Source organism: Streptomyces sp. AMJ-169 (genome assembly GCF_055597585.1).
Genome location: NZ_JBVLTJ010000004.1, coordinates 146,794 through 165,715 on the forward strand (window position 1 = coordinate 146,794; position 18,922 = coordinate 165,715).

Consider the following 18,922-nt stretch of genomic DNA (forward strand, 5'->3'; position numbering starts at 1 on the left):
GCTGGGGCTGACCTCGATGATGGAGGGCGTGGGGGCGCACTCCGGCGCGCTCTATCTGCTGGCCGCCGACGAGCCGGTGCTGGAGATGACCGTCACGGCGGGGCTGCCGCGCGCGTTCGCCGCGCCCTGGGAGCGGGTCGGGCTGAGCGCGCCGGTCCCGGTCGCCGAGGCGGTGCGCGAGCGGCGTCTGGTGTGGGTCGGGGGCGAGGAGGAGATGGCCCGCCGCTTCCCCCGGATCGCGGTCGTCCTGCCGTACCCCTTCGCGCTGGCCGCGCTGCCGGTGGCGACGCCGTCGACCGTGTACGGCGCGGTCTACGTGACCTGGCCCGGCGGGCACGCGCCGCAGCTGTCGGAGAAGGACCGGCGGCTGCTGACCGGGGCGTGCCGGCGGCTGGCGCTGCAACTGGAGCGGGCGGCGCGGGAGCACCGTACGGTCGCGGCGGAGCCGGACGCGGCGGAGGGCCGGCCGCCGGGCGAGGCGGAGGCGGCGCGGCTTGTGGCGCGGCTGCCGTACGGGCTGTGCTCGCTGGATCTGCACGGGCGGGTCGGTTTCGTGAACCAGGCGGCGGCCGGGCTGCTGGGGGTGCCGGTGCCCCGGCTGCTGGGGGCGCGGCTGTGGTCGTCGGTGGCGTGGCTGGACGATCCGATGTACGAGGAGCGGTACCGGGCGGCGCTGATCGCGCAGCGGCCGACGTCGTTCGTGGCGCTGCGCCCGCCGTCGGACTGGCTGTCGTTCCGGCTGTACCCGAGCATGAACGGGCTGAGCGTGCGGATCGGCCGGGCGCGGGCGGTCACCGAGGGGCGTTCGCCGCGGAGCGCGCCGGAGCAGCCGCAGCTGGTGACGCTCTCGCAGGCGCTGAGCATGTCGGGGGCGCTGACGGAGACGGTGTCGGTCGCGGACGTCGTCCGGCTGGTCGCGGAGGAGATCGCCCCGGCCGTGGGCAGCCAGGCGCTGGCGCTGCTGGGCTCGGAGGCGGGGCGGCTGCATGTGCTGGGGCAGCACGGCTATCCCGACCCGCACACCGTGGAGCGCTGGGACGGGCTGCCGCTGACCGACCGCACGCCAGGCACCCACGCGCTGGCCACGGGCGTGCCGGCGTTCTTCGGCTCACGGCGCCAGCTGGAGCACCTCTACCCGGCCCGGCACGCTACCCCCGACGGCTTCGCGGCCTGGGCCTACCTCCCCCTGATCGCCTCCGGCCGCCCGATCGGCACCTGCGTCCTCGCCTACGCCGAGCCGCACGCCTTCCCCACCCACGAACGCGCGGTCCTGACCAGCCTCGCGGGCCTGATCGCCCAGGCCCTGGACCGCGCGCTGCTGTACGACGCCAAGAACCGCCTCGCCCACGGCCTCCAGGCCGCCCTCCTCCCCCACTCGCTGCCCGAGCTGCCGGGCCTGCGCGCGACCGCCCGCTATCTGCCGGCGACCCGGGGCATGGACATCGGCGGCGACTTCTACGACCTCGTCCCCTCGCAGCCGCTCGCGGCGGCCGTGATCGGGGACGTGCAGGGGCACAACGTGACGGCGGCCGGCCTGATGGGCCAGCTGCGCACGGCGGTACGGGCGTACACGGCCGTCGGGCAGGAGCCGGCGGAGGTCATGCGCAGCACCAACCGGCTGCTGCTCGACCTCGGGGCCGAGCTGTTCGCGAGCTGTCTGTATCTGCGGCTCGACCCGGCGCGGGGGCGCGCGGTGATGGCGCGGGCCGGGCATCCGCCGCCGTTGCTGCGGCGGCCGGACGGGAAGGTGCGGGTGCTGGATCTCGCCGGGGGGCCGCTGCTCGGGATCGACGCGGGGGCGGTGTATCCGACGACCGAGGTGGAGCTGGCGCCGGGGTCGGTGCTGGCGCTGTACACGGACGGGCTGGTGGAGACGCCGGGGGCGGACATCGAGGAGGCGATCGCGGGGTTGGCGCGGCGGCTGGCGGAGAACGGGGGGAGGCCGCTGGAGGAGGTGGCCGACGCGTTGGTGCGGGAGCATGCGGGGGCGGTGGATCGGCTGGACGATGTGGCGTTGTTGCTGTTGGGGGCGGAGGGGTGAGGGCTCTTGAGGGCTCTTTTGGGGCGGGGCTTGCTGGAGGGCGTTCGCTGAAGGGAGGCCGGCTGAGGGGGGGCGGCTGAGGGGGTCGGCTTTGTGCAACGCGACGGTCCGGCCCTCTTTCTGAGAGAGCCGGACCGTGGTGCTGCTGCTGTCGGTCAGTGCTTGGAGCTGGAGGCACCGGAGGAGTTGGAGGAGCTGGAGCCCGAGCCGCTGGAGTTCATGCCGGAGCCGCCCTCCATCCCGTTGCCCGTGCCGTTGTTGTTGCCGTTGCCGGTCTGGTCGTCGGCCGCGCCGGAGCCGTTGTTCCCGGCGCCGTTACCGGCTTCCTGACCGTTGCCGTTCTGCTGGTCCTGGCCGTTGCCGGCCTCCTGGCCCTGCTGGTCCTGGCCATTGCCGTTCTGGTCCTGGCCCTGCTGGTCCTGGCCGTTGCCCGCCTGGTCGCCCGCGCCTGCGCCCGCGCCGTTGCCGGCGCCGAGGGTCGCGCCCGTGGCCTCGAGGGCGGTGGTGACGGGCTGGAAGAAGGTCTCGCCGCCGACCTTGCAGTCACCGCTGCCGCCGGAGGTCAGGCCGATCGCGCTGCCGTCCCGGGTGAACGCCGAGCCGCCGCTGTCGCCGGGCTCGGCGCAGACGCTGGTCTGGATGAGACCGGTGACGGTGCCCTCGGGGTAGTTGACGGTGGCGTCGAGGCCGGTGATCTGGCCGTCGTTGAGGCCCGTGGTGGAGCCCATGCGGAACAGCTCGGTGCCCACGGTCGCGTCGGCGGCCTGGAGGATCTGGACGGTCTGGCCGCCGCCGATGTTGACGTCGCTGGGCGCCTGCGTGGTCGCGTCGTCGTACTTGACCAGCGCGAAGTCACCGGCGCCGGGGAAGGTGGCCTGGTCGACGGTGGCGATGGGCTGGCCGTTCGCCGAGTCGGACCACTGCTGCTCCGCGACACCGCAGTGCCCGGCGGTCAGGAAGGCGGGGGAGCCGTCGCTCGCGGTGACGTTGAAGCCGAGGGAGCAGCGGGCGTTGCCGCCGAAGATGGCGTCGCCGCCGGAGACGAAGGTCTTGAAGGTGCCGGCCGACTTCTTCACGGTCGCCACGTTCGCGCCGAGGGAGTTGACGGTCGTCTCCAGCTTGTCCCACTTGGTGCCGGTGACCGTCGCGTCGGCGGTGACGATGACCTTGTTCGTTCTGGGGTCGACGGCCCACGCGGTGCCGGCGATGGTCGCGTCCGCCTTCAGCGTCTGCGCGGCCTGCTTCAGCTTCGCGGCGCTGTTGGCGACCTCGCGGATCTTCGCGCCGGCCTTCTTCGCCTGGACGAGGACGTTGTTCTTGTCGCCCGAGACGTTCACGACGTTGACGACGAGCTGCTTGGCGTCGGTGTCGTAGTAGGAGCCCGCGTAGGTGTCACCGAGCAGGTTGGACAGCTGGGTGGCGAGGCTGGAGACGTCCGAGGACTTCAGCGCCTTGGGCGCGGCGGCCTCCGTGTTGCCGTCCTGCGAGGCGTTGGCGTTGGGGAGCAGGAGGGCCGCCGCTCCGAGCGCAGCCACACCGCCTACTGCTATAGCGGCCTTGCGCTTCGGAATTCGCTTGTGACTCAACTTCTCGACCTCCTGAGGGAACGGGGTCTCGCTGCCGTGTGGCAGCTCCGTACAGCGGCGCCTGGTTGGCCTTGAGTACGCGGCGGTCGGCGGGTGTGTTCAATTCCGTTTTCGCGACGGTGAGTTGTGGCGGGGAATCGGCAGCCGCTGTCCAGTTCCCGACGTTCCCTGAGGTAACCCGTCCTGAATTGACCTGTTCCGGCCGCGATATGGCCGCACCATAGCCGCTGAGCAGTCAACCGGTCACGCTCCGTGGAGAATTCGCCCGCGGATCTTCGCTGCGAGGAATCTGCACATCGATTGCCCATCGGGGTCACCGCAGTCCCCTCTCCTGCACAACTCGGCAATAGGGCGGCAGCGTTTGGCGGCGGTGTGCCGGATTTCGCCGTGAGCGCGCCGCGCGCTCATCGGAGCGGTCAAGTGGGCTGCTGTGGAGAAGTCGGCGGCGCGATGTGCGCACGCCTGCACGGTTCGGTGCCGATGGGGCCCAAGTCGGCCTCGGTGACAGCTCGTTGATTGGAAGCGGCTGCTCGGGAACTGCTTTGATCCAGTCGTCCCCCCGAGGGGGCCCGCTCCCCCGGACTCGGGCGGATCAACCACGTCCCCTCAAGTACAGCCAGAGGAAGGGAAGTTCATCATGGACTCCATCCAGACCGTTGAGATCTCCGACGCCGAGCTCGACAACGTCTCCGGCGGCCTGTCCCTCAACGCCCTCAACACCGTGACCGGCGCTGTCAACGGCATCGTCCCGGTCAGCGGCCTGGTCGGCACCGTCGTCGGCACCGTCGAGGGTGTCACCGGCCTGAACGTCGCCCCCATCACGGGCCTGGTCGCCGGTCTCTGATCGCCGATCCTCTGAAGTCCCGGAGCCGCGACCCGGCTCCGGGGCTTTCGGCTGCCCAAGCACCCCGTCCACCCGAGTACCCCGTCTGCCCAAGTACCCCTTCTGTCCAGGGACATCGAATGCAGTTCCGCCAACAGGCCCTGAGCAAGCTCCAGTCGCCGGAGGATCTCGCGCTGCCGGTGCGGCTGGCGCGGCCGCAGGGCTGGCTGGTACTGGCCGTGACGGTGGCCGCGCTGGCGGCGGCGTCCGTGTGGGCGGTGACCGGTTCGGTCGCGTCCACGGTGAGCGCCCCGGCCGTCCTCACCCACGGCGAGGGCAGCTACATCCTCCAGAGCCCGGCGGCCGGCCAGGTCACCGCCGTCCTCGCCCAGGAGGGCCAGCAACTCCCGGCGGACTCCCCCCTGTTGAAGGTGCGTACGGCCGAGGGTGACGCCGTGGTGCGTACGGTCGCCGCCGGCCGGGTCACCGCGCTGGCCGCGACGATCGGGCAGATCATCGCGACCGGCGCGAACGTGGCGGCCGTGGAGAAGGTCGCGAGCGCGGCCGACCCCTTGTACGCGACCGTGTACGTCCCCGCCGAGAGCGCGGCCACGATTCCCCCGAACGCCTCCGTCGACCTGACCGTCCAGACGGTCCCGGCCCAGCGGTACGGCGTGCTGCGCGGCCACGTGAAGTCGGTGGACCGCGCGGCCCAGTCGGCGCAGGCGATCTCCGCGTTCCTCGGCGACAGCCAGCTCGGCGAGCAGTTCACCCGCAAGGGGCGGCCGGTCGCGGTGCTGGTGAGGCTGGACAAGTCGGCGGCCACGAAGAGCGGTTACCGCTGGTCGTCCGCCGACGGACCGCCGTACGGGCTGAGTTCGATGACTCTCGCGACCGGTGCGATCAAGCTGACCGACCAGCGGCCCGTCGACTGGCTGCTGCCGTGAGCAGGCGGCGGCAGGAAGCCGCGACCAAGCCCAGGCCCAAGGCGGTTGGCCGTGCCGTGCGCACGCCGACCACGCTCCAGATGGAGGCCGTCGAGTGCGGCGCCGCCTCGCTGTCGATGGTGCTCGGGCACTACGGCCGCCATGTCCCCCTGGAGGAGCTGCGCATCGCGTGCGGCGTCTCCCGGGACGGCTCCCGCGCGAGCAACCTCCTCAAGGCGGCCCGGAGTTACGGTCTGACGGCCAAGGGCATGCAGATGGACCTGGCGGCCCTCGCGGGGGTGAAGGCACCGGCGATCCTGTTCTGGGAGTTCAACCATTACGTCGTCTACGACGGCCTCGGCCGCCGGTTCGGGCGGCGCGGCGTGTTCGTCAACGACCCCGCCAAGGGGCGCCGGTTCGTGCCGATGGAGGACTTCGACGGCAGCTTCACCGGGGTCGTCCTGGTCCTGGAGCCCGGCGCGGACTTCGAGCGCGGCGGACGCAAACCCGGTGTCCTGGGGGCGATGCCGGCGCGGCTGCGGGGTACGGCGGGCACGCTCCCGGCGGCCGTCCTCGCGAGCATGCTGCTCGTCCTGGTCGGCGCGGCGGTCCCCGCGCTGAGCCGGACCTACATCGACCTCTTCCTCATCGGCGGCCAGACCTCTTTGCTGGGCGTGCTGTTCACGTCGATGGCGGCCTGCATCGCGCTGACGGTCGCGCTGACCTGGCTCCAGCAGGCCAACCTGCACCACGGCCGGATCATCTCCTCGACCCTGTCCAGCGCCCGCTTCCTGCGCCATCTGCTGCGGCTGCCGGTGCCGTTCTTCTCCCAGCGCAGCCCGGCCGACCTGGTGCAGCGCCTCCAGTCGAACGACGCCGTCGCCGAGACCCTCGCGCGCGACCTGGCGTCGGCGGGCGTGGACGCGGTGGTCGTCGTCCTGTACGCGGTGCTCCTCTACACCTACGACCCCCAACTCACCTTCGTAGGCATCGGCGTTGCCCTCCTGAACATCGTCGCGATGCGGGTCGTGATCCGGCTGCGCGCGACGCGGACGGCCAAACTCCGCGCGGACACCGCCCGGTTGACGAACACCTCTTATACGGGGCTTCAGTTGATCGAGACGATGAAGGCGACCGGCGGGGAGGACGGCTACTTCCGCAAGTGGGCGGGGCAGCACGCGACGACGCTGGAGGAGCAGCAGCGGCTCGGGGTGCCGAGCGCCTGGCTGGGCGTGGTCGCCCCGACGCTGGCGACTCTGAACAGCGCGCTGATCCTGTGGATCGGCGGTATGCGGGCGGTCGAGGGCCACATCTCGGTGGGCCTGCTGGTGGCCTTCCAGGCGCTGGTGGCCCGCTTCACGGCCCCGCTGACCCGCCTGAACGGCGTCGCGGGCCGCATCCAGGACTTCGCGGCGGACGTGGCGCGCCTGAAGGACGTGGAGAACTTCCGCGCCGACCCGCTGTACGACCGCCCGGGCGGCGGGGACACGCGGCGGCTGCACGGGCACATCGCGCTGGAGGACGTCACGTTCGGCTACAGCCCCCTGGACAAGCCCCTGTTGACGGGGTTCGACCTGACGGTCGGCCCGGGTCAGCAGGTCGCGCTGGTCGGCGGTTCGGGCAGCGGCAAGTCGACGGTGTCCCGGCTGATCTCGGGCCTCTACTCCCCCTGGGAGGGCGTGATCCGCATCGACGGGCAGCGCCTGGAGGACATCCCGCGCGGGGCGCTCGCGGCGTCGGTGTCGTTCGTCGACCAGGAGGTGTTCCTGTTCGAGGGCTCGGTGCGGGACAACATCGCGCTGTGGGACCCGTCGGTCCCAGACGACGCGGTCGTCGAGGCGCTGAAGGACGCGGCCCTGTACGACGTCGTCCTGCGCCGGCCGGGCGGTATCCACAGCAAGGTCGAGCAGGACGGGCGCAACTTCTCCGGCGGGCAGCGGCAACGGCTGGAGATCGCGCGGGCGTTGGTGCGGCGGCCGAGCGTTCTGGTGCTCGACGAGGTGACGAGCGCGCTGGACGCGGAGACCGAGCTGGTCGTGATGGACAACCTGCGGCGGCGCGGCTGCGCCTGTGTGGTGATCGCGCACCGGCTGAGCACGGTCCGCGACAGCGACGAGATCGTCGTACTGCACCACGGCGCGATCGTGGAGCGCGGGCGGCACGCGGAGCTGGTGGGGCGCGGGGGCGCGTACGCGGCGCTGGTGAGGGAGCGATGACGGCGGTGGAGGAGGGCGACCTGGTCCTGGGCGCGCTCGGGCGGTCGGGGGCGCGGCTGGACTGTGCGGGGCTCGCGCGGCTGGACCTGGAGGGTCCGCAGGTGCTGTGGCTGGTGGCGGCGGGCGCGCTGGACCTGTTCGCGGTGGACGCCGGTCAGCAGGGCCACTGGCATCACCTGGGCCGCCTGGAGCCGGGCTCACTGCTGCTGGGCCCGGTGGCGGGCGCTCAGCACACGTTGGTGGCGCGCCCGGTGCGCGACTGCGTGGTGCACCGGATCGGCCTGCGCGAGCTGTACCAGCCGGCCCCGACGGAGACCTGGTCGTACGACGCGTACGGCAACCCCCAGTACGTGCCCCCGCAGACGAGCCCCCTGGAGTACGCCCTCGCCCTGGGCGTCGGCCGCAGCCTGACGCTCCTCTTCCAGGCGCCCATGGGGGCGGCCGAGGTCGCGGACGACGACGTGTTCTGGATGCAGGTCCCGCCCGGGAGCGTGCGGTACGGCGTGCTGTACGGGCAGGAGGCGGCGGCCGACCTGCTGATGGACCCGGCGGTGTGGCAGAGCATGGTCGACCAGCAGTTCCGGCTGCTGACCACGCTGGACCGCTGGATCGAGCAGCTGGAGCGGACCCACGAGACGCGCGCGGCGGCCGGTATCCGCGCGGGCGAGGCGGTGCGCGCGCAGGCCGACCGGACGCTGCTCGCGTCGATCGGCAAGCCGTCCGCGCGCAGGGCGACCCCGGCGGACGCGGACGCCACGTTCGCCGCGTGCCGGATGGTCGCGCGGGCCGCCGGGATCGCCCTGGTGGAGCCGGCCCGGACGGGCGCCGCGAGCGACCGCCTCGACCCGGTCGAACAGGTCGCCCTGGCCTCCCGGGTACGGGTGCGGGCCGTACGGCTGGACGGGCGCTGGTGGCGGGAGGACGTCGGCCCGATGGTCGGGCACCGGGCGCTGTCGGGGGCGCCGGTCGCGCTGCTGTGGCGGCGGGGCGGGTATGTCGCCGTGCACCCCGGGACCGGGCGGGAGACGCCGGTCGAGAAGGCGAACGCGGGGGAGTTCGAGGCGCGCGCGGTGATGTTCTACCGGCCGCTGCCGGATAGGCCGTTGGGCCCGCTCGGGCTGCTGCGGTTCAGTATGCGCGGCACCCGGGGCGATCTGGCGGGGCTGCTGCTGAGCGGTCTGGTGACGGTCGCGATCGGCGCGCTGGTGCCGGTCGCGACGGGCAAGGTGCTCGGCGAGTTCGTGCCGCGCGCGCAGGAGGGGCTGATCGTCCAGGTGTGCCTGGCGGTGATGCTCTCCAGCGTCGTCGCGGCGGCCTTCCTGCTGCTCCAGAACATGACGATCCTGCGGCTTGAGGGCCGGATCGAGGCGACGCTCCAGCCGGCCGTCTGGGACCGGCTGCTGCGGCTGCCGACGAAGTTCTTCACGTCCCGCTCGACCGGTGAGCTGGCCAGTGCCGCGATGGGTGTCAGCGCGATCCGGAGGCTGCTGGCGGGCATCGGGCCGTCGGTGGCGCAGTCGGTGACCGTCGGGGCGATGAACCTGGGGCTGCTGCTCTGGTACAGCGTGCCGATGGCCCTGGCCGCGATCGGGATGCTCGTCGTCATCGCGTCGGTGTTCCTCGGGCTCGGCCTGTGGCAGGTGCGCTGGCAGCGGCGCCTGGTGACGCTCTCCAACAAGCTGAACAACCAGGCCTTCCAGACCCTGCGCGGGCTGCCCAAGCTGCGGGTGGCGGCGGCCGAGAACTACGCGTACGCGGCCTGGGCGGCGGAGTTCGCCCGCAGCCGGCAGCTCCAGCAGCGGCTCGGCCGGATCAAGAACCTCAACGCGGTGCTGGGTTCGGTGTATCTGCCGCTGTGCACCCTGCTGATGTTCATGCTGCTGGCCGGTCCCGCGCGCGGGACGCTGTCGGCGGCGGACTTCCTCACCTTCAACACGTCGGTGACGATGCTGCTGACCTCGGTGACGTCCCTGACCGGCGCGTTCGTGTCGGCGGTCGCGGCGCTGCCCTTGTTCGAGGAGATCCGCCCGGTCCTGGAGGCCGCCCCCGAGGTGCGCTCCGCCGCGGCCCGCCCCGGCCCGCTGACCGGCGCCCTGGAGGCCCGCCGGCTCTCCTTCCGCTACTCCGAGGACGGCCCGCTGGTCCTGGACGACGTCAGCTTCGACGTCCGCGCGGGCGAGTTCGTGGCGATCGTGGGCCCGTCGGGCTGCGGCAAGTCCACCTTGCTGCGCCTCCTGATCGGCTTCGACCCCCCGGCCTCCGGCAGCGTCCTGTACGACGGCCAGGACCTCGCCGCCCTGGATCAGTCGGCGGTGCGCCGCCAGTGCGGAGTCGTCCTCCAGCACGCCCAGCCGTTCACCGGCTCCCTCATGGACGTCATCTGCGGCACCGAGGCGTACTCCCCCGAGGAGGCGATGGCGGCGGCCGAACTCGCGGGGCTGGCCGAGGACATCAAGCGGATGCCGATGGGCCTGCACACCATCGTCGCGGGCAGCGGCGCCATCTCCGGCGGCCAGCGCCAGCGCCTGATGATCGCCCAGGCCCTGATCCGCCGCCCGCGCATCCTGTTCTTCGACGAGGCGACGAGCGCCCTCGACAACGAGACCCAGCGCGTCGTCATCGACTCCACCCGCAAACTCGACGCGACCCGCATAGTGATCGCCCACCGCCTGTCGACGGTCATGGACGCGGACCGGGTGATCGTCATGGAGAACGGGAAGGTGGCGGAGGTCGGCGCACCGGCGGAGCTGCTGGCGAACACGTCCGGCCGCCTGCACGAACTGGTACGCCGCCAGCTGACCTGACCCTCACGCACCGCCCACGACCGGAATGGGTGTCGTCCCCCATGGCCTCCCGTACCGCCACCGGGTGATCATGCGCGCATGCGTGGCTTCTGCCTGAGGGTTCTTTGCTGGACCTTGTTGTCCTGCGGCATCGGTGTCGCGCTGCTGTTGCTTCTGATCGGGGCGGGTGTTGTTCCGGAGGACTTCGGATACAAGGGGGCCGTCGTCTTCGTCTGTGCTCTCGCGGGCGCGATGATCAGCGCGCGGAGGCGCCGGGAGTAAGTCAATGAGCCAGGAAGGAATTCACCAGGTCGAGTGAACCAGATCTTGTGGCCCGCCATGCAGGGATGGTCCCGGCCGTGCCGGGGTAGCTACCGGAACCGAACGAGCACCCTGCCGAGGTGGAACGACCGATGAAGCCACCGGCCAACGCCCATGCCCGCACCCGGAGCCGAGGCCCGTTCACCGTGATCGAGGTGACCGGGGAGATCGACCTGGCGACGGCGGACTCCCTGGCCGAGCACCTGGACGCGGCGACCGCCGTGACCGCCCCGGACATCCTGGTGGACCTGCGCCGCGTGGAGTTCTTCGACTGCTCCGGCCTGCGCGTGCTGTGCAGGGCGGAGGCGCGGGCCCGCGAACGCGGCGGCCGGCTGCGGGTGGTGGCCGACGGGACGGCCGTACGCCGGCTGCTGCGCGCCGCCCGGCTGTGGGACCGCTTCCCGCCGTTGCCCGCCGTCCCCGGCGAACCGGGGTGAGCCGCAGCGAGCCGCGGCGAGCCGCATGAAAATGCCCGGGGACCGGACGGCGGCCCCACTCCGCCTGTCCGGTCCCCGGGTCAGGGACCGCGGACCTTCCGTGTCCAGGACTCGCACTCCCCAGTAACGAGCCTCTCGTGGCGTCCACAGGGGACCCGCGATCCCAGCTTTTAAAGCGCTTTAAGCCGACCGGCGGCCCCTAGGGCCTGCCCCGGCAGCCCTAGAAGGCGAAGACGCTGGAGCGGTCGGCGGCCCGTACGCAGTCGTTGGCGAAAACGCGCTCATAGGAGACGCGCTGCCCCTGCCACACACCGTCGACGGTGATGAGGACCGGGTCGTACTGCCGGGTGCAGGCCCTGCCGTCCGGCGCCCCGAGGGCGGCGAAGTCCCCGCCGGCGGCCCGCAGTTCGGCGCAGGCGAGGGCGGCGGCCGGATGGCTTCCGGAGGCCGTGGGGGCGCAGGTCAGAGTGACGGCGCGGGCCGGGGTGACGGCTGCCGCGACGTCCCCCTTGCCCACCGTCAGCACCAGGGCCGACGGGGCGTAGAGGCCGGTCTGACCTGCGGACGGGGCGGCGAGCGCGGACCCGGTGAGGGGTCCGCAGAGGGTGGCGGCCATGAGGCCGACGGTCGCTGCCCAGCGCGCGGTGTTCCGCATCGTGTGCTTCCTTCCGCTCGGATGAGGGTGCCGCCCCGCACGCCGGTGGGCGTCGGACGGCGGACGTCACTCTGCCGAGTCCGGCGCCGGAACTCACATCGACCCCACAGGTTTCAGTAACCTTGCGTGTTCAATCAGTGGCGTGAAGCGACAGGATTCGCCTCCCATAACGCCGCAAGCAAGCGCTTCATGATCCGCTCGCCCGCCCGGATGGCCTGATTCCGTACGCCGGTTAATCGACCTGAAACATTCCACGGACTGTTGATGGGCGAAGCGTCCAGTCAGGGCGGCCGGGATGGACGAATCACCCTCTGTCGGTGACCGCGCGCGGCGCCGTACCGTCGGCGCACCTCCCGAGAGCGAGCCCGCGCCGCACACCCCGGCCACGCGGGCGGCCGTTCCCCGTCCCGCGCGCCACCCCGCGCTCCCGCCGCCGCCCGTTGGAGCCCTCCGTGTCCCCACTGTCCCCGCAGCCGCCCGCCGCCCCGCCGTCCGTCACCGAGGTAGAGCCGTACGGCGTGGAGCGCATCCCCGACGCCGACCGCAGCGCGCGCCCCCTGGATCTCTTCCGGCTCGCGTTCGGCGGCGCCAACACCTTCTCCACCTGCGTCCTGGGCGCGTTCCCGATCCTGTTCGGCCTGTCGTTCTGGCAGGGCCTGGCCGCGACGCTCCTAGGGGTCGTCGCCGGCGCGCTGATCCTGTGCCCGATGGCCGTGTTCGGCCCGGTCAACGGCACCAACAACGCGGTGTCGTCGTCCGCGCACCTGGGGGTGCACGGCAGGGTCGTCGGCTCCTTCCTCTCGCTGCTGACGGCGGTCGCGTTCTTCTCCCTGTCGGTGTGGAGCAGCGGTGACGCCCTGGTGGGCGGCGCGCACCGGCTGTTCGGCCTCCCGCGCGCGGGAGCGTCGTACGCCCTCGCGTACGCGCTGTTCGCGGCGCTGGTGCTCGCGGTGTGCGTGTACGGGTTCCGGTTCATGCTGCTCGTCAACAAGGTGGCCGTGCCGACCGCGACGGCGCTGTTCCTGGTGGGCGCGTTCGCGTTCGCCGGGGACTTCGACCCGTCGTACGCGGGCTCCTTCTCCGGTACGGGGGACAGCGCGTTCTGGCCGGCGTTCATCGGGGCGGCGCTGATCGTGCTGTCCAACCCGGTGTCCTTCGGGGCGTTCCTCGGTGACTGGGCGCGGTACATCCCGGCGGACACCCCGCGCGTGCGCGTGGTCGGCGCCGCGTTCCTGTCGCAGCTCGCGACCCTGCTGCCGTTCCTGTTCGGCCTGGCGACGGCGAGCGTCATCGCCGCGAAAGCCCCCCAGTACGTCGACCCGGCCGCCCCGGACTACGTCGGCGGCCTGCTGGCGATCTCCCCGGGCTGGTTCTTCCTCCCGGTCTGCCTGCTCGCCCTGATCGGCGGCATGGCGACGGGCACGACCGCCCTGTACGGCACCGGCCTCGACTTCTCCTCGGTGTTCCCGAAGCTCAGCCGCGTCCAGGCGACGCTGCTGGTGGGGGCGCTGTCGATCGCGTTCATCTTCGTCGGCCGGTTCGCGCTGGACGTGGTGCAGTCGATCTCGACGTTCGCGACGATGATCATCACCTGTACGACGCCCTGGATGGTCGTGATGATGCTGGGCTTCTGGACCCGGCGCGGCTGGTACGACCCCGACGCGCTCCAGGTCTTCAACCGCCGTCAGCGCGGCGGGCGTTACTGGTTCGCGCACGGCTGGAACTGGCGCGGGATGACCGCGTGGTGGGTAGCGGCGGTGGTCGGGGTGCTGTTCACGAACATCCCCGGGCAGTTCGTCGGGCCGCTGGGCGGTCTGGCGAACGGCGTCGACATCAGCCTGCCGCTGTCGCTGGCGGTGGCGGCCGTGCTGTTCCTGTCGCTGCTGCGGCTGTTCCCCGAGCCGAGGGCGGTGTACGGGCCTGCGGGGGCGCGGCTGGCGCGGACCGTGGAGGTGGCGGTGCCGCCGATCGTCGGGGCGGGGGCCGAGGAGGGGGCTGGGCGGGATGCCGAACCCGTCGCCGGGAGGGGTGCCTGACGGTCGTCGGGAGGGGTGTCTGACCGGCCGCCGGGCCGGGTCGGGCGGGTGTCATGCCTGGTCAGGACGGATTGTCAGACCCGTCCGCTAGCTTTCGGGCATGACGGATTTCGTGCTGGTGGCGGGGGCTTGGCTCGGGGCGTGGGCGTGGGACGAGGTGGCGGCCGAGCTGCCCGGGGCCCGTCCACTGACGCTGTCGGGGCTCGCCGGGAGACGGGGGGTCCCGGCGGACCTGGAGACGCATGTGCGGGACGTGGTGGAGGAGGTCGAGCGGCTGGACCTGCGGGACGTGGTGCTGGTGGGGCACAGCTACTCGGGCATCCCGGTCGGCCAGGCGGCCCTGCGGATCGGGGACCGGCTGCGGCGGCTGGTCCTGGTCGACGCGGGCGTGCCGGTGGACGGGCTGTCGTTCCTCGACGGCTGGGACAGCGACGGGGTGCGCCGGGAGATCGAGGCGAACGGCGGGTCCTGGCCGCCGCCGCCCGCCGGGGAGTTCGCGGGCCAGGGGCTGACGGACGAGCAGATCGCGCGGATCCTCGCGGACGCCACCGCGCACCCGGGCGCGACGCTCACCGGACCGGCCGCCCTGCCCGGTTCCCTCGCCGCCCTCCCGACGACGTACGTCAAGTGCCTGCTGGACGGCGCGGACCCGCCGCCTCCGGTCGCCGAACTCCTGAAGAGCCCGGAATGGGAGCTGGTACGGATGGACACGGGGCACTGGCCGATGTTCTCTCGACCCCGTGAACTGGCCGCGCTCCTGAGGGAGACGGCCGACCACGGCTGAGAGAGGGTGAGCGTATGACGCGGCGCTGGGCGGACTTCCAGTACGAGATCTACCTCAACGGCATGAAGAGGGTGGTGCCCCGGCTGCCCACCGATCTGACCCGCCTCGAGGAGATGGCCGAACGGCGGCTCGGGGCGGGCCCCGTCGGCTATGTCGCGGGCAGCGCCGGTGACGGCAGCACCGCGCGGGCCAACCGGGCGGCGCTGGCGCGGCGCCGGATCGTGCCGCGCATGCTGCGGGACGTCGCCGAGCGGGAGCTGTCCGTCGAGGTGCTGGGGCGGACGCTGCCCGCGCCGGTCGCGCTCGCGCCCATCGGGGTGCTGTCGATCATGCACCCCGATGCCGAACCGGCGGCGGCCCGCGCGGCTGCCGCCCAGGGCGTGCCCTACATCCTGTCCTCCGCGTCGAGCACACCCATGGAGCAGGTCGCGCAGGCGATGGGGGACGCCGAGCGCTGGTTCCAGCTGTACTGGTCGAAGGACCGCGAGGTCACCCGCAGTTTCCTGGGCCGGGCGGAGGCGGCCGGGTTCTCCGTCCTCGTCGTCACGCTCGACACGCCTCTGCTGGCCTGGCGCCCGCGCGATCTCGACCAGGCGTATCTGCCGTTCCTGCACGGCGTGGGCACCGCCAACCACTTCTCCGACCCGGCGTTCCGCGCGGGCCTCGCGAAGCCGCCGGAGGAGGACATGGACGCGGCGGTGCTGCACTTCGTGGACATCTTCGCCGACGCCTCCAAGACCTGGCCGGACCTGGCGTTCCTGCGGGAGCACTGGGACGGGCCGATCGTCCTCAAGGGCATCCTCCACCCCGACGACGCCCGGCTCGCCGCCGACGCCGGTATGGACGGGGTCGTGGTCTCCAACCACGGCGGCCGTCAGGTCGCGGGCTCGATCGGCGCCGCCGACGCCCTCCCGGAGGTCGCGGCGGCCGTGGGCGACCGCTTGACGGTCCTCTTCGACAGCGGCGTCCGCACCGGCGACGACGTCTTCAAGGCCCTGGCCCTGGGCGCCGACGCGGTCCTCCTGGGCCGCCCGTACGCCTACGGCCTCGGCCTCGACGGGCAGTCAGGCGTCGAACACGTCATCCGCTGCCTGCTGGCCGAGTTCGACCTGACGCTGGCGCTGTCGGGGCATACGCGGCCGGGGGAGATCGGGGGCGGGGATCTGGTGGAGGGGGTGGTGTAGGGGGCTGATCAGCCGGCAGGGGGAGCCGCGCGTCGGCAGGTGGGAGCCGCATATCGGCCGGCGCGCCCAGGGGTCACGCCGACCGGCAGAAGCAGTCGCCCGCCGAACTCCGGTACGACAACAGCAACGCCTCCCCCGGCCCCCGTCCCCCTCACCCCGTAGCGGCCCCGCCGCCCCCGGTCGACAGCGCCCCCGGGGAGGTGGTCGTGCGGTCGGTCAGCCAGCGCTGGCCCGCGGAGCCGTCGCGGGTTCTGAGCACGACCTCGGCGCCGGGTTCGCGCCCCGCCGCGGCCAGCGGGAGGCGCTGGTTCCAGCGGGGCAGCAACTCGCCCTGGACGGTGAGGTCGTAGCGGACGTCGTCGGCGCGCAGGGTGTCCTTCCCGGCGCACGGGTTGGCGATCACCACCCCCGCGTCGGAGCGCGAGTCGGCGCACAGCGCGGGTTCGGCCACGCTGCGCAGCTGCCCGTCGTCCTCGTACGACCACTGCTGGCTCCAGTCCGAGGAGCAGACGTTCAGCACGAGGGAGGTGCCCGCGCGGGCGCCGGCCGGGATGTCCAGGCAGAGGTCGGCGCCGGCGTTGCGCAGCCGGGTCTGCCGGGGTCCTGTGGGCAGGCCCGTGCTGCCCTGTGTGGCGGTGGACGGCGTCGGACCGGCCGGGTCGGCTCCGGGGAGCGCGCCCCGGCTGCCGGTGGACGCGGCCGGATCGGCGCCGTCGCCCGACCACATCCCGGCCGCGAGGAACGTCGTCAGCAGCCCGGCGGAGACGAGTCCGACCCCGGTGACCAGCCCCTTGGCCGGCAGCCCTCCCCCACCCTTGCGCAGCGCCCGGCTCCCCTGCCCGCCCCGCAACAGCCGGGCCCGCCCGACGGCACGCCGCATCCGGGACTTCCCCACGGCCCGCCGGGCCCGGGACTTCCCGGCCCGCCGGGAGCCGCCGGCTTCCGTGTCCCCGCCGGACGTGCCGTACTCCCACTCCCGACGAAAGCCGTCCGTCCCGGCAGAACTCCTCGCACCGGCCACCGCATCCGACTCCCCCGCCCCACGAACGGCACGCGCCCCCACCGCCCCGCCGGCCCCGGCCCCCCTCCGCTGCCCCGGTATCCGGTCCAGCAGCCGCCGCCCCGAACCCCCGCCCGTGCCACGGGACTTGCCGCGCAGTTTCCCGGTCGGGAGGCCGGCGCTCCCCGGGCGGGTCTCCAGGTAGCGGCGTGCGCCCCAGCCCAGTACCGCCTCGGCGATCAGCAGGCCGGGGGCGTTGTCGAAGAGGCCCAGTTGGGCGGCGGCGGAGCGGCAGTAGCGGCAGTCGTCCATGTGGCGCCGGACGTCCGCGAGCAGATCGGCGCCCCGGCGCAGGGGGACGTCGAGGAGCCGGTTGTAGTACCGGCACTCCTTGTCCGGCGCGAGTTCCCGGTGCGCGCGGACCATGCCCTCGCGGAAGCGGTCGCGGGCGCCTTCGAGGATGGACCCGGCGGTGGCGGTGTCCATGCCGAGCAACGCGGCGGGGACGGCGACGGGTTCGGCCTCGACCTGGGTGTGCCAGATGAGGCAGCGTTCGACGGCGGGCAGCCCGTGGTAGGCGTGCTCGGCGAGGACCCGGCTGTCGGAGGCCGTCCCCTTCGCCGCCCGCATCCCGCGCGCCCCGGCCGGCTTGCGCAGCTCGGGCAGCACGTCCGCGATGCGGTCGGTGGCGGCCCACAGCCGGATCGTCTCGCGGACGGCGAGCAGCAGCCGGGGCCGCAGATCACCGCCGGGCTCACCGAGCCCCAGCCGGTCGAGGACGAGGTGGAAGGCGTTGCTGGTGGCCATCGCCGGCAGCTGCCCGGAGGCGGCCAGGCAGATCACCGCGTACTCGTACACCGGCCGCCAGTGCCGGGCGGTCAGCAGCGCGGTGGCCTCGGCGACCTCCCCGTCCGTGCCGCCGCGCACCCCGAGGGCGAGCGCCTCGTCGGACTCGGCGGGGCTCCCGCCGGCCGGCGGGTAGGGAGGGCGCGGAGGACGGGCGTGGGGCACTGAGGGAGTTCCTTCGGTACGGAAACCTGCGCGGGCGGCCTGGTCTGCGAACCGCACGTTTGTTCACCATTGCACAACTGAGTCGCGCACAACAAGGCGGACGACGCGGCCGTCCGCAGTCCGGAACGCCGGCCCAACTCACGCACGCCGCAAGGGGTTTCCGCACGTCACGGACGCTTCATCGACAAAGCGACCGAGACCGACGACGACCGGCGACCGTGCCGCCGCACCCCGTTCCGCACCCCGTGTGAACCCCACGCACACACCACCCCGCCACGCACGCTCCCCCGAACCCCCCACTAGCGGTCCACTGAGAACGGCCCTCCTCGGGGCCTCGTGCGGAACGGCGGCCCTCCCGCACGAGAACGGCCGCCGGCCCGAGCTCCTCCCGCCCACGGCCGGCGGCCCACAATCCTTCAGTAACCCCCTATATCTGCCAGGACCGCAACCGATCCGCGGCCTTGTACACATCCGCCTTCTCGGACAGCAGATCCCGCGCGAGATCGACCAGCGCGCCGTAGGGCGGATCGATGCCCGCCCCGCTCACGAACATGTAGGACACGGCGGTCGCGCAGGCGAACCGCGCGTTGGCCGAGGGCAGTGGCTTGAGCATGACCAGGGTGTGCAGGAGGGCGGCGGCCCGCCAGGCGGGGTCGGAGTCGACGCCGAGCCGGGGCGGATCGACGCGGTGCCGCGCGACGGCGGCGACCAGGGCGGAGAAGTCGTCGACGGTGGGCTGGTCCGGCAGCACTTCCTCGTGGCGCTGGAGCAGCCAGGGCACATCGATATGGATGACGTTCGTCATCGGTCAGGCGACCCGCCCCTCGCTCCGGGCGGGTGTCTCGTCGTCGGGGAAGGCCGCCGCGAACTCGTCGGCGTGGGCGGCGAAGAAGGTGCGGAACGCCTCCGCGCCTTCCTGTAGGGCGCGATGTCGCTTGATGTCGGCCGCGGCGGCCTCCCGGACGAGCGCTTTCATCGACGTCCCGCGCTCCTTCGCGATCTGCCGCAGGTCCTCCAGCTCGCGTTCGCTGAATTCCACATTGAGGGCTGGCATGCCTTCACGGTACCGCCCGGGTACTTGACCGTAAATATCCCCAGGTCACGCAAGTGTGCGAGCGG

Annotated in this window: 15 protein-coding genes; 10 read left to right on the top strand and 5 right to left on the bottom strand. The window is 72.8% G+C overall.

Annotation, left to right across the window (positions count from 1 at the left end; genetic code table 11):
* Positions 1-16 precede the first annotated feature (16 nt).
* On the top strand, positions 17-2,041 hold the full coding sequence (locus ACYUD3_RS11665) for a SpoIIE family protein phosphatase (RefSeq protein WP_470968490.1): 2,025 nt from the start codon (positions 17-19) through the stop codon (positions 2,039-2,041).
* Between the two features lie 155 nt (positions 2,042-2,196).
* Here ACYUD3_RS11665 and ACYUD3_RS11670 read toward each other — a convergent pair whose 3' ends face one another.
* Entirely contained in the window at positions 2,197-3,627 is a 1,431-nt protein-coding gene (locus ACYUD3_RS11670; RefSeq protein ID WP_470967701.1) for a S1 family peptidase, read from the bottom strand.
* A gap of 637 nt (positions 3,628-4,264) precedes the next feature.
* Between ACYUD3_RS11670 and ACYUD3_RS11675 the strand changes: the two genes are divergently transcribed.
* The 6 genes from ACYUD3_RS11675 (at position 4,265) to ACYUD3_RS11700 (ending at position 11,133) form a co-directional block, all read left to right on the top strand.
* On the top strand, positions 4,265-4,471 hold the full coding sequence (locus tag ACYUD3_RS11675) for a type A2 lantipeptide (protein WP_470967702.1): 207 nt from the start codon (positions 4,265-4,267) through the stop codon (positions 4,469-4,471).
* Positions 4,472-4,590: 119 nt separating this feature from the next.
* Positions 4,591-5,397, top strand: a complete 807-nt coding sequence (locus tag ACYUD3_RS11680) for a hypothetical protein (RefSeq protein WP_470967704.1) — start codon at positions 4,591-4,593, stop codon at positions 5,395-5,397.
* The gene (locus tag ACYUD3_RS11685; protein WP_470967706.1) at positions 5,394-7,592 is read left to right on the top strand and encodes an NHLP family bacteriocin export ABC transporter peptidase/permease/ATPase subunit; all 2,199 of its coding nucleotides are present in this window, start codon (positions 5,394-5,396) and stop codon (positions 7,590-7,592) included. The genes ACYUD3_RS11680 and ACYUD3_RS11685 overlap by 4 nt, the downstream gene beginning before the upstream one ends.
* Positions 7,589-10,396, top strand: a complete 2,808-nt coding sequence (locus ACYUD3_RS11690) for an NHLP bacteriocin export ABC transporter permease/ATPase subunit (RefSeq protein WP_470967707.1) — start codon at positions 7,589-7,591, stop codon at positions 10,394-10,396. Before ACYUD3_RS11685 ends, ACYUD3_RS11690 begins: the two co-directional genes overlap by 4 nt.
* Before the next feature lie 78 nt (positions 10,397-10,474).
* Positions 10,475-10,657: a hypothetical protein gene (locus tag ACYUD3_RS11695; protein ID WP_470967709.1), complete on the top strand. Its 183-nt coding sequence runs from the start codon at positions 10,475-10,477 to the stop codon at positions 10,655-10,657.
* A 131-nt stretch (positions 10,658-10,788) separates the two neighbouring features.
* On the top strand, positions 10,789-11,133 hold the full coding sequence (locus ACYUD3_RS11700; protein WP_470967711.1) for an STAS domain-containing protein: 345 nt from the start codon (positions 10,789-10,791) through the stop codon (positions 11,131-11,133).
* A gap of 220 nt (positions 11,134-11,353) precedes the next feature.
* Here ACYUD3_RS11700 and ACYUD3_RS11705 read toward each other — a convergent pair whose 3' ends face one another.
* On the bottom strand, positions 11,354-11,788 hold the full coding sequence (locus ACYUD3_RS11705) for a subtilase-type protease inhibitor (RefSeq protein ID WP_470967713.1): 435 nt from the start codon (positions 11,786-11,788) through the stop codon (positions 11,354-11,356).
* 452 nt (positions 11,789-12,240) lie between these two features.
* Between ACYUD3_RS11705 and ACYUD3_RS11710 the strand changes: the two genes are divergently transcribed.
* The 3 genes from ACYUD3_RS11710 (at position 12,241) to ACYUD3_RS11720 (ending at position 15,792) form a co-directional block, all read left to right on the top strand.
* The gene (locus tag ACYUD3_RS11710) at positions 12,241-13,824 is read left to right on the top strand and encodes a purine-cytosine permease family protein (protein WP_470967716.1); all 1,584 of its coding nucleotides are present in this window, start codon (positions 12,241-12,243) and stop codon (positions 13,822-13,824) included.
* A gap of 100 nt (positions 13,825-13,924) precedes the next feature.
* The gene (locus ACYUD3_RS11715) at positions 13,925-14,608 is read left to right on the top strand and encodes an alpha/beta fold hydrolase (protein ID WP_470967718.1); all 684 of its coding nucleotides are present in this window, start codon (positions 13,925-13,927) and stop codon (positions 14,606-14,608) included.
* A 14-nt stretch (positions 14,609-14,622) separates the two neighbouring features.
* Positions 14,623-15,792 carry a lactate 2-monooxygenase gene (locus ACYUD3_RS11720; protein WP_470967720.1) on the top strand — a complete coding sequence of 390 codons (1,170 nt, stop codon included), beginning with the start codon at positions 14,623-14,625 and terminating at the stop codon, positions 15,790-15,792.
* Between the two features lie 151 nt (positions 15,793-15,943).
* Here the strand turns inward: ACYUD3_RS11720 and ACYUD3_RS11725 are convergent, their stop codons facing one another.
* From ACYUD3_RS11725 to ACYUD3_RS11735, 3 genes are all read right to left on the bottom strand, one after another.
* Entirely contained in the window at positions 15,944-17,803 is a 1,860-nt protein-coding gene (locus tag ACYUD3_RS11725; protein ID WP_470967723.1) for an RICIN domain-containing protein, read from the bottom strand.
* A 427-nt stretch (positions 17,804-18,230) separates the two neighbouring features.
* A complete protein-coding gene (locus tag ACYUD3_RS11730) occupies positions 18,231-18,608 on the bottom strand; it encodes a toxin Doc (protein ID WP_470967725.1) in 378 nt (125 codons plus the stop codon).
* Between the two features lie 3 nt (positions 18,609-18,611).
* Positions 18,612-18,857 carry a hypothetical protein gene (locus tag ACYUD3_RS11735; protein WP_470967727.1) on the bottom strand — a complete coding sequence of 82 codons (246 nt, stop codon included), beginning with the start codon at positions 18,855-18,857 and terminating at the stop codon, positions 18,612-18,614.
* Positions 18,858-18,922: the final 65 nt, after the last annotated feature.

Coding starts and splice junctions, on each gene's coding strand:
- ACYUD3_RS11720 (WP_470967720.1), top strand. CDS start 14,623: ATGACGCGGCGCTGGGCGGACTTCCAGTACGAGATCTACCTCAACGGC.
- ACYUD3_RS11690 (WP_470967707.1), top strand. CDS start 7,589: ATGACGGCGGTGGAGGAGGGCGACCTGGTCCTGGGCGCGCTCGGGCGG.
- ACYUD3_RS11675 (WP_470967702.1), top strand. CDS start 4,265: ATGGACTCCATCCAGACCGTTGAGATCTCCGACGCCGAGCTCGACAAC.
- ACYUD3_RS11730 (WP_470967725.1), bottom strand. CDS start 18,608: ATGACGAACGTCATCCATATCGATGTGCCCTGGCTGCTCCAGCGCCAC.
- ACYUD3_RS11715 (WP_470967718.1), top strand. CDS start 13,925: ATGACGGATTTCGTGCTGGTGGCGGGGGCTTGGCTCGGGGCGTGGGCG.
- ACYUD3_RS11695 (WP_470967709.1), top strand. CDS start 10,475: ATGCGTGGCTTCTGCCTGAGGGTTCTTTGCTGGACCTTGTTGTCCTGC.
- ACYUD3_RS11680 (WP_470967704.1), top strand. CDS start 4,591: ATGCAGTTCCGCCAACAGGCCCTGAGCAAGCTCCAGTCGCCGGAGGAT.
- ACYUD3_RS11705 (WP_470967713.1), bottom strand. CDS start 11,788: ATGCGGAACACCGCGCGCTGGGCAGCGACCGTCGGCCTCATGGCCGCC.
- ACYUD3_RS11665 (WP_470968490.1), top strand. CDS start 17: ATGATGGAGGGCGTGGGGGCGCACTCCGGCGCGCTCTATCTGCTGGCC.
- ACYUD3_RS11700 (WP_470967711.1), top strand. CDS start 10,789: ATGAAGCCACCGGCCAACGCCCATGCCCGCACCCGGAGCCGAGGCCCG.
- ACYUD3_RS11735 (WP_470967727.1), bottom strand. CDS start 18,857: ATGCCAGCCCTCAATGTGGAATTCAGCGAACGCGAGCTGGAGGACCTG.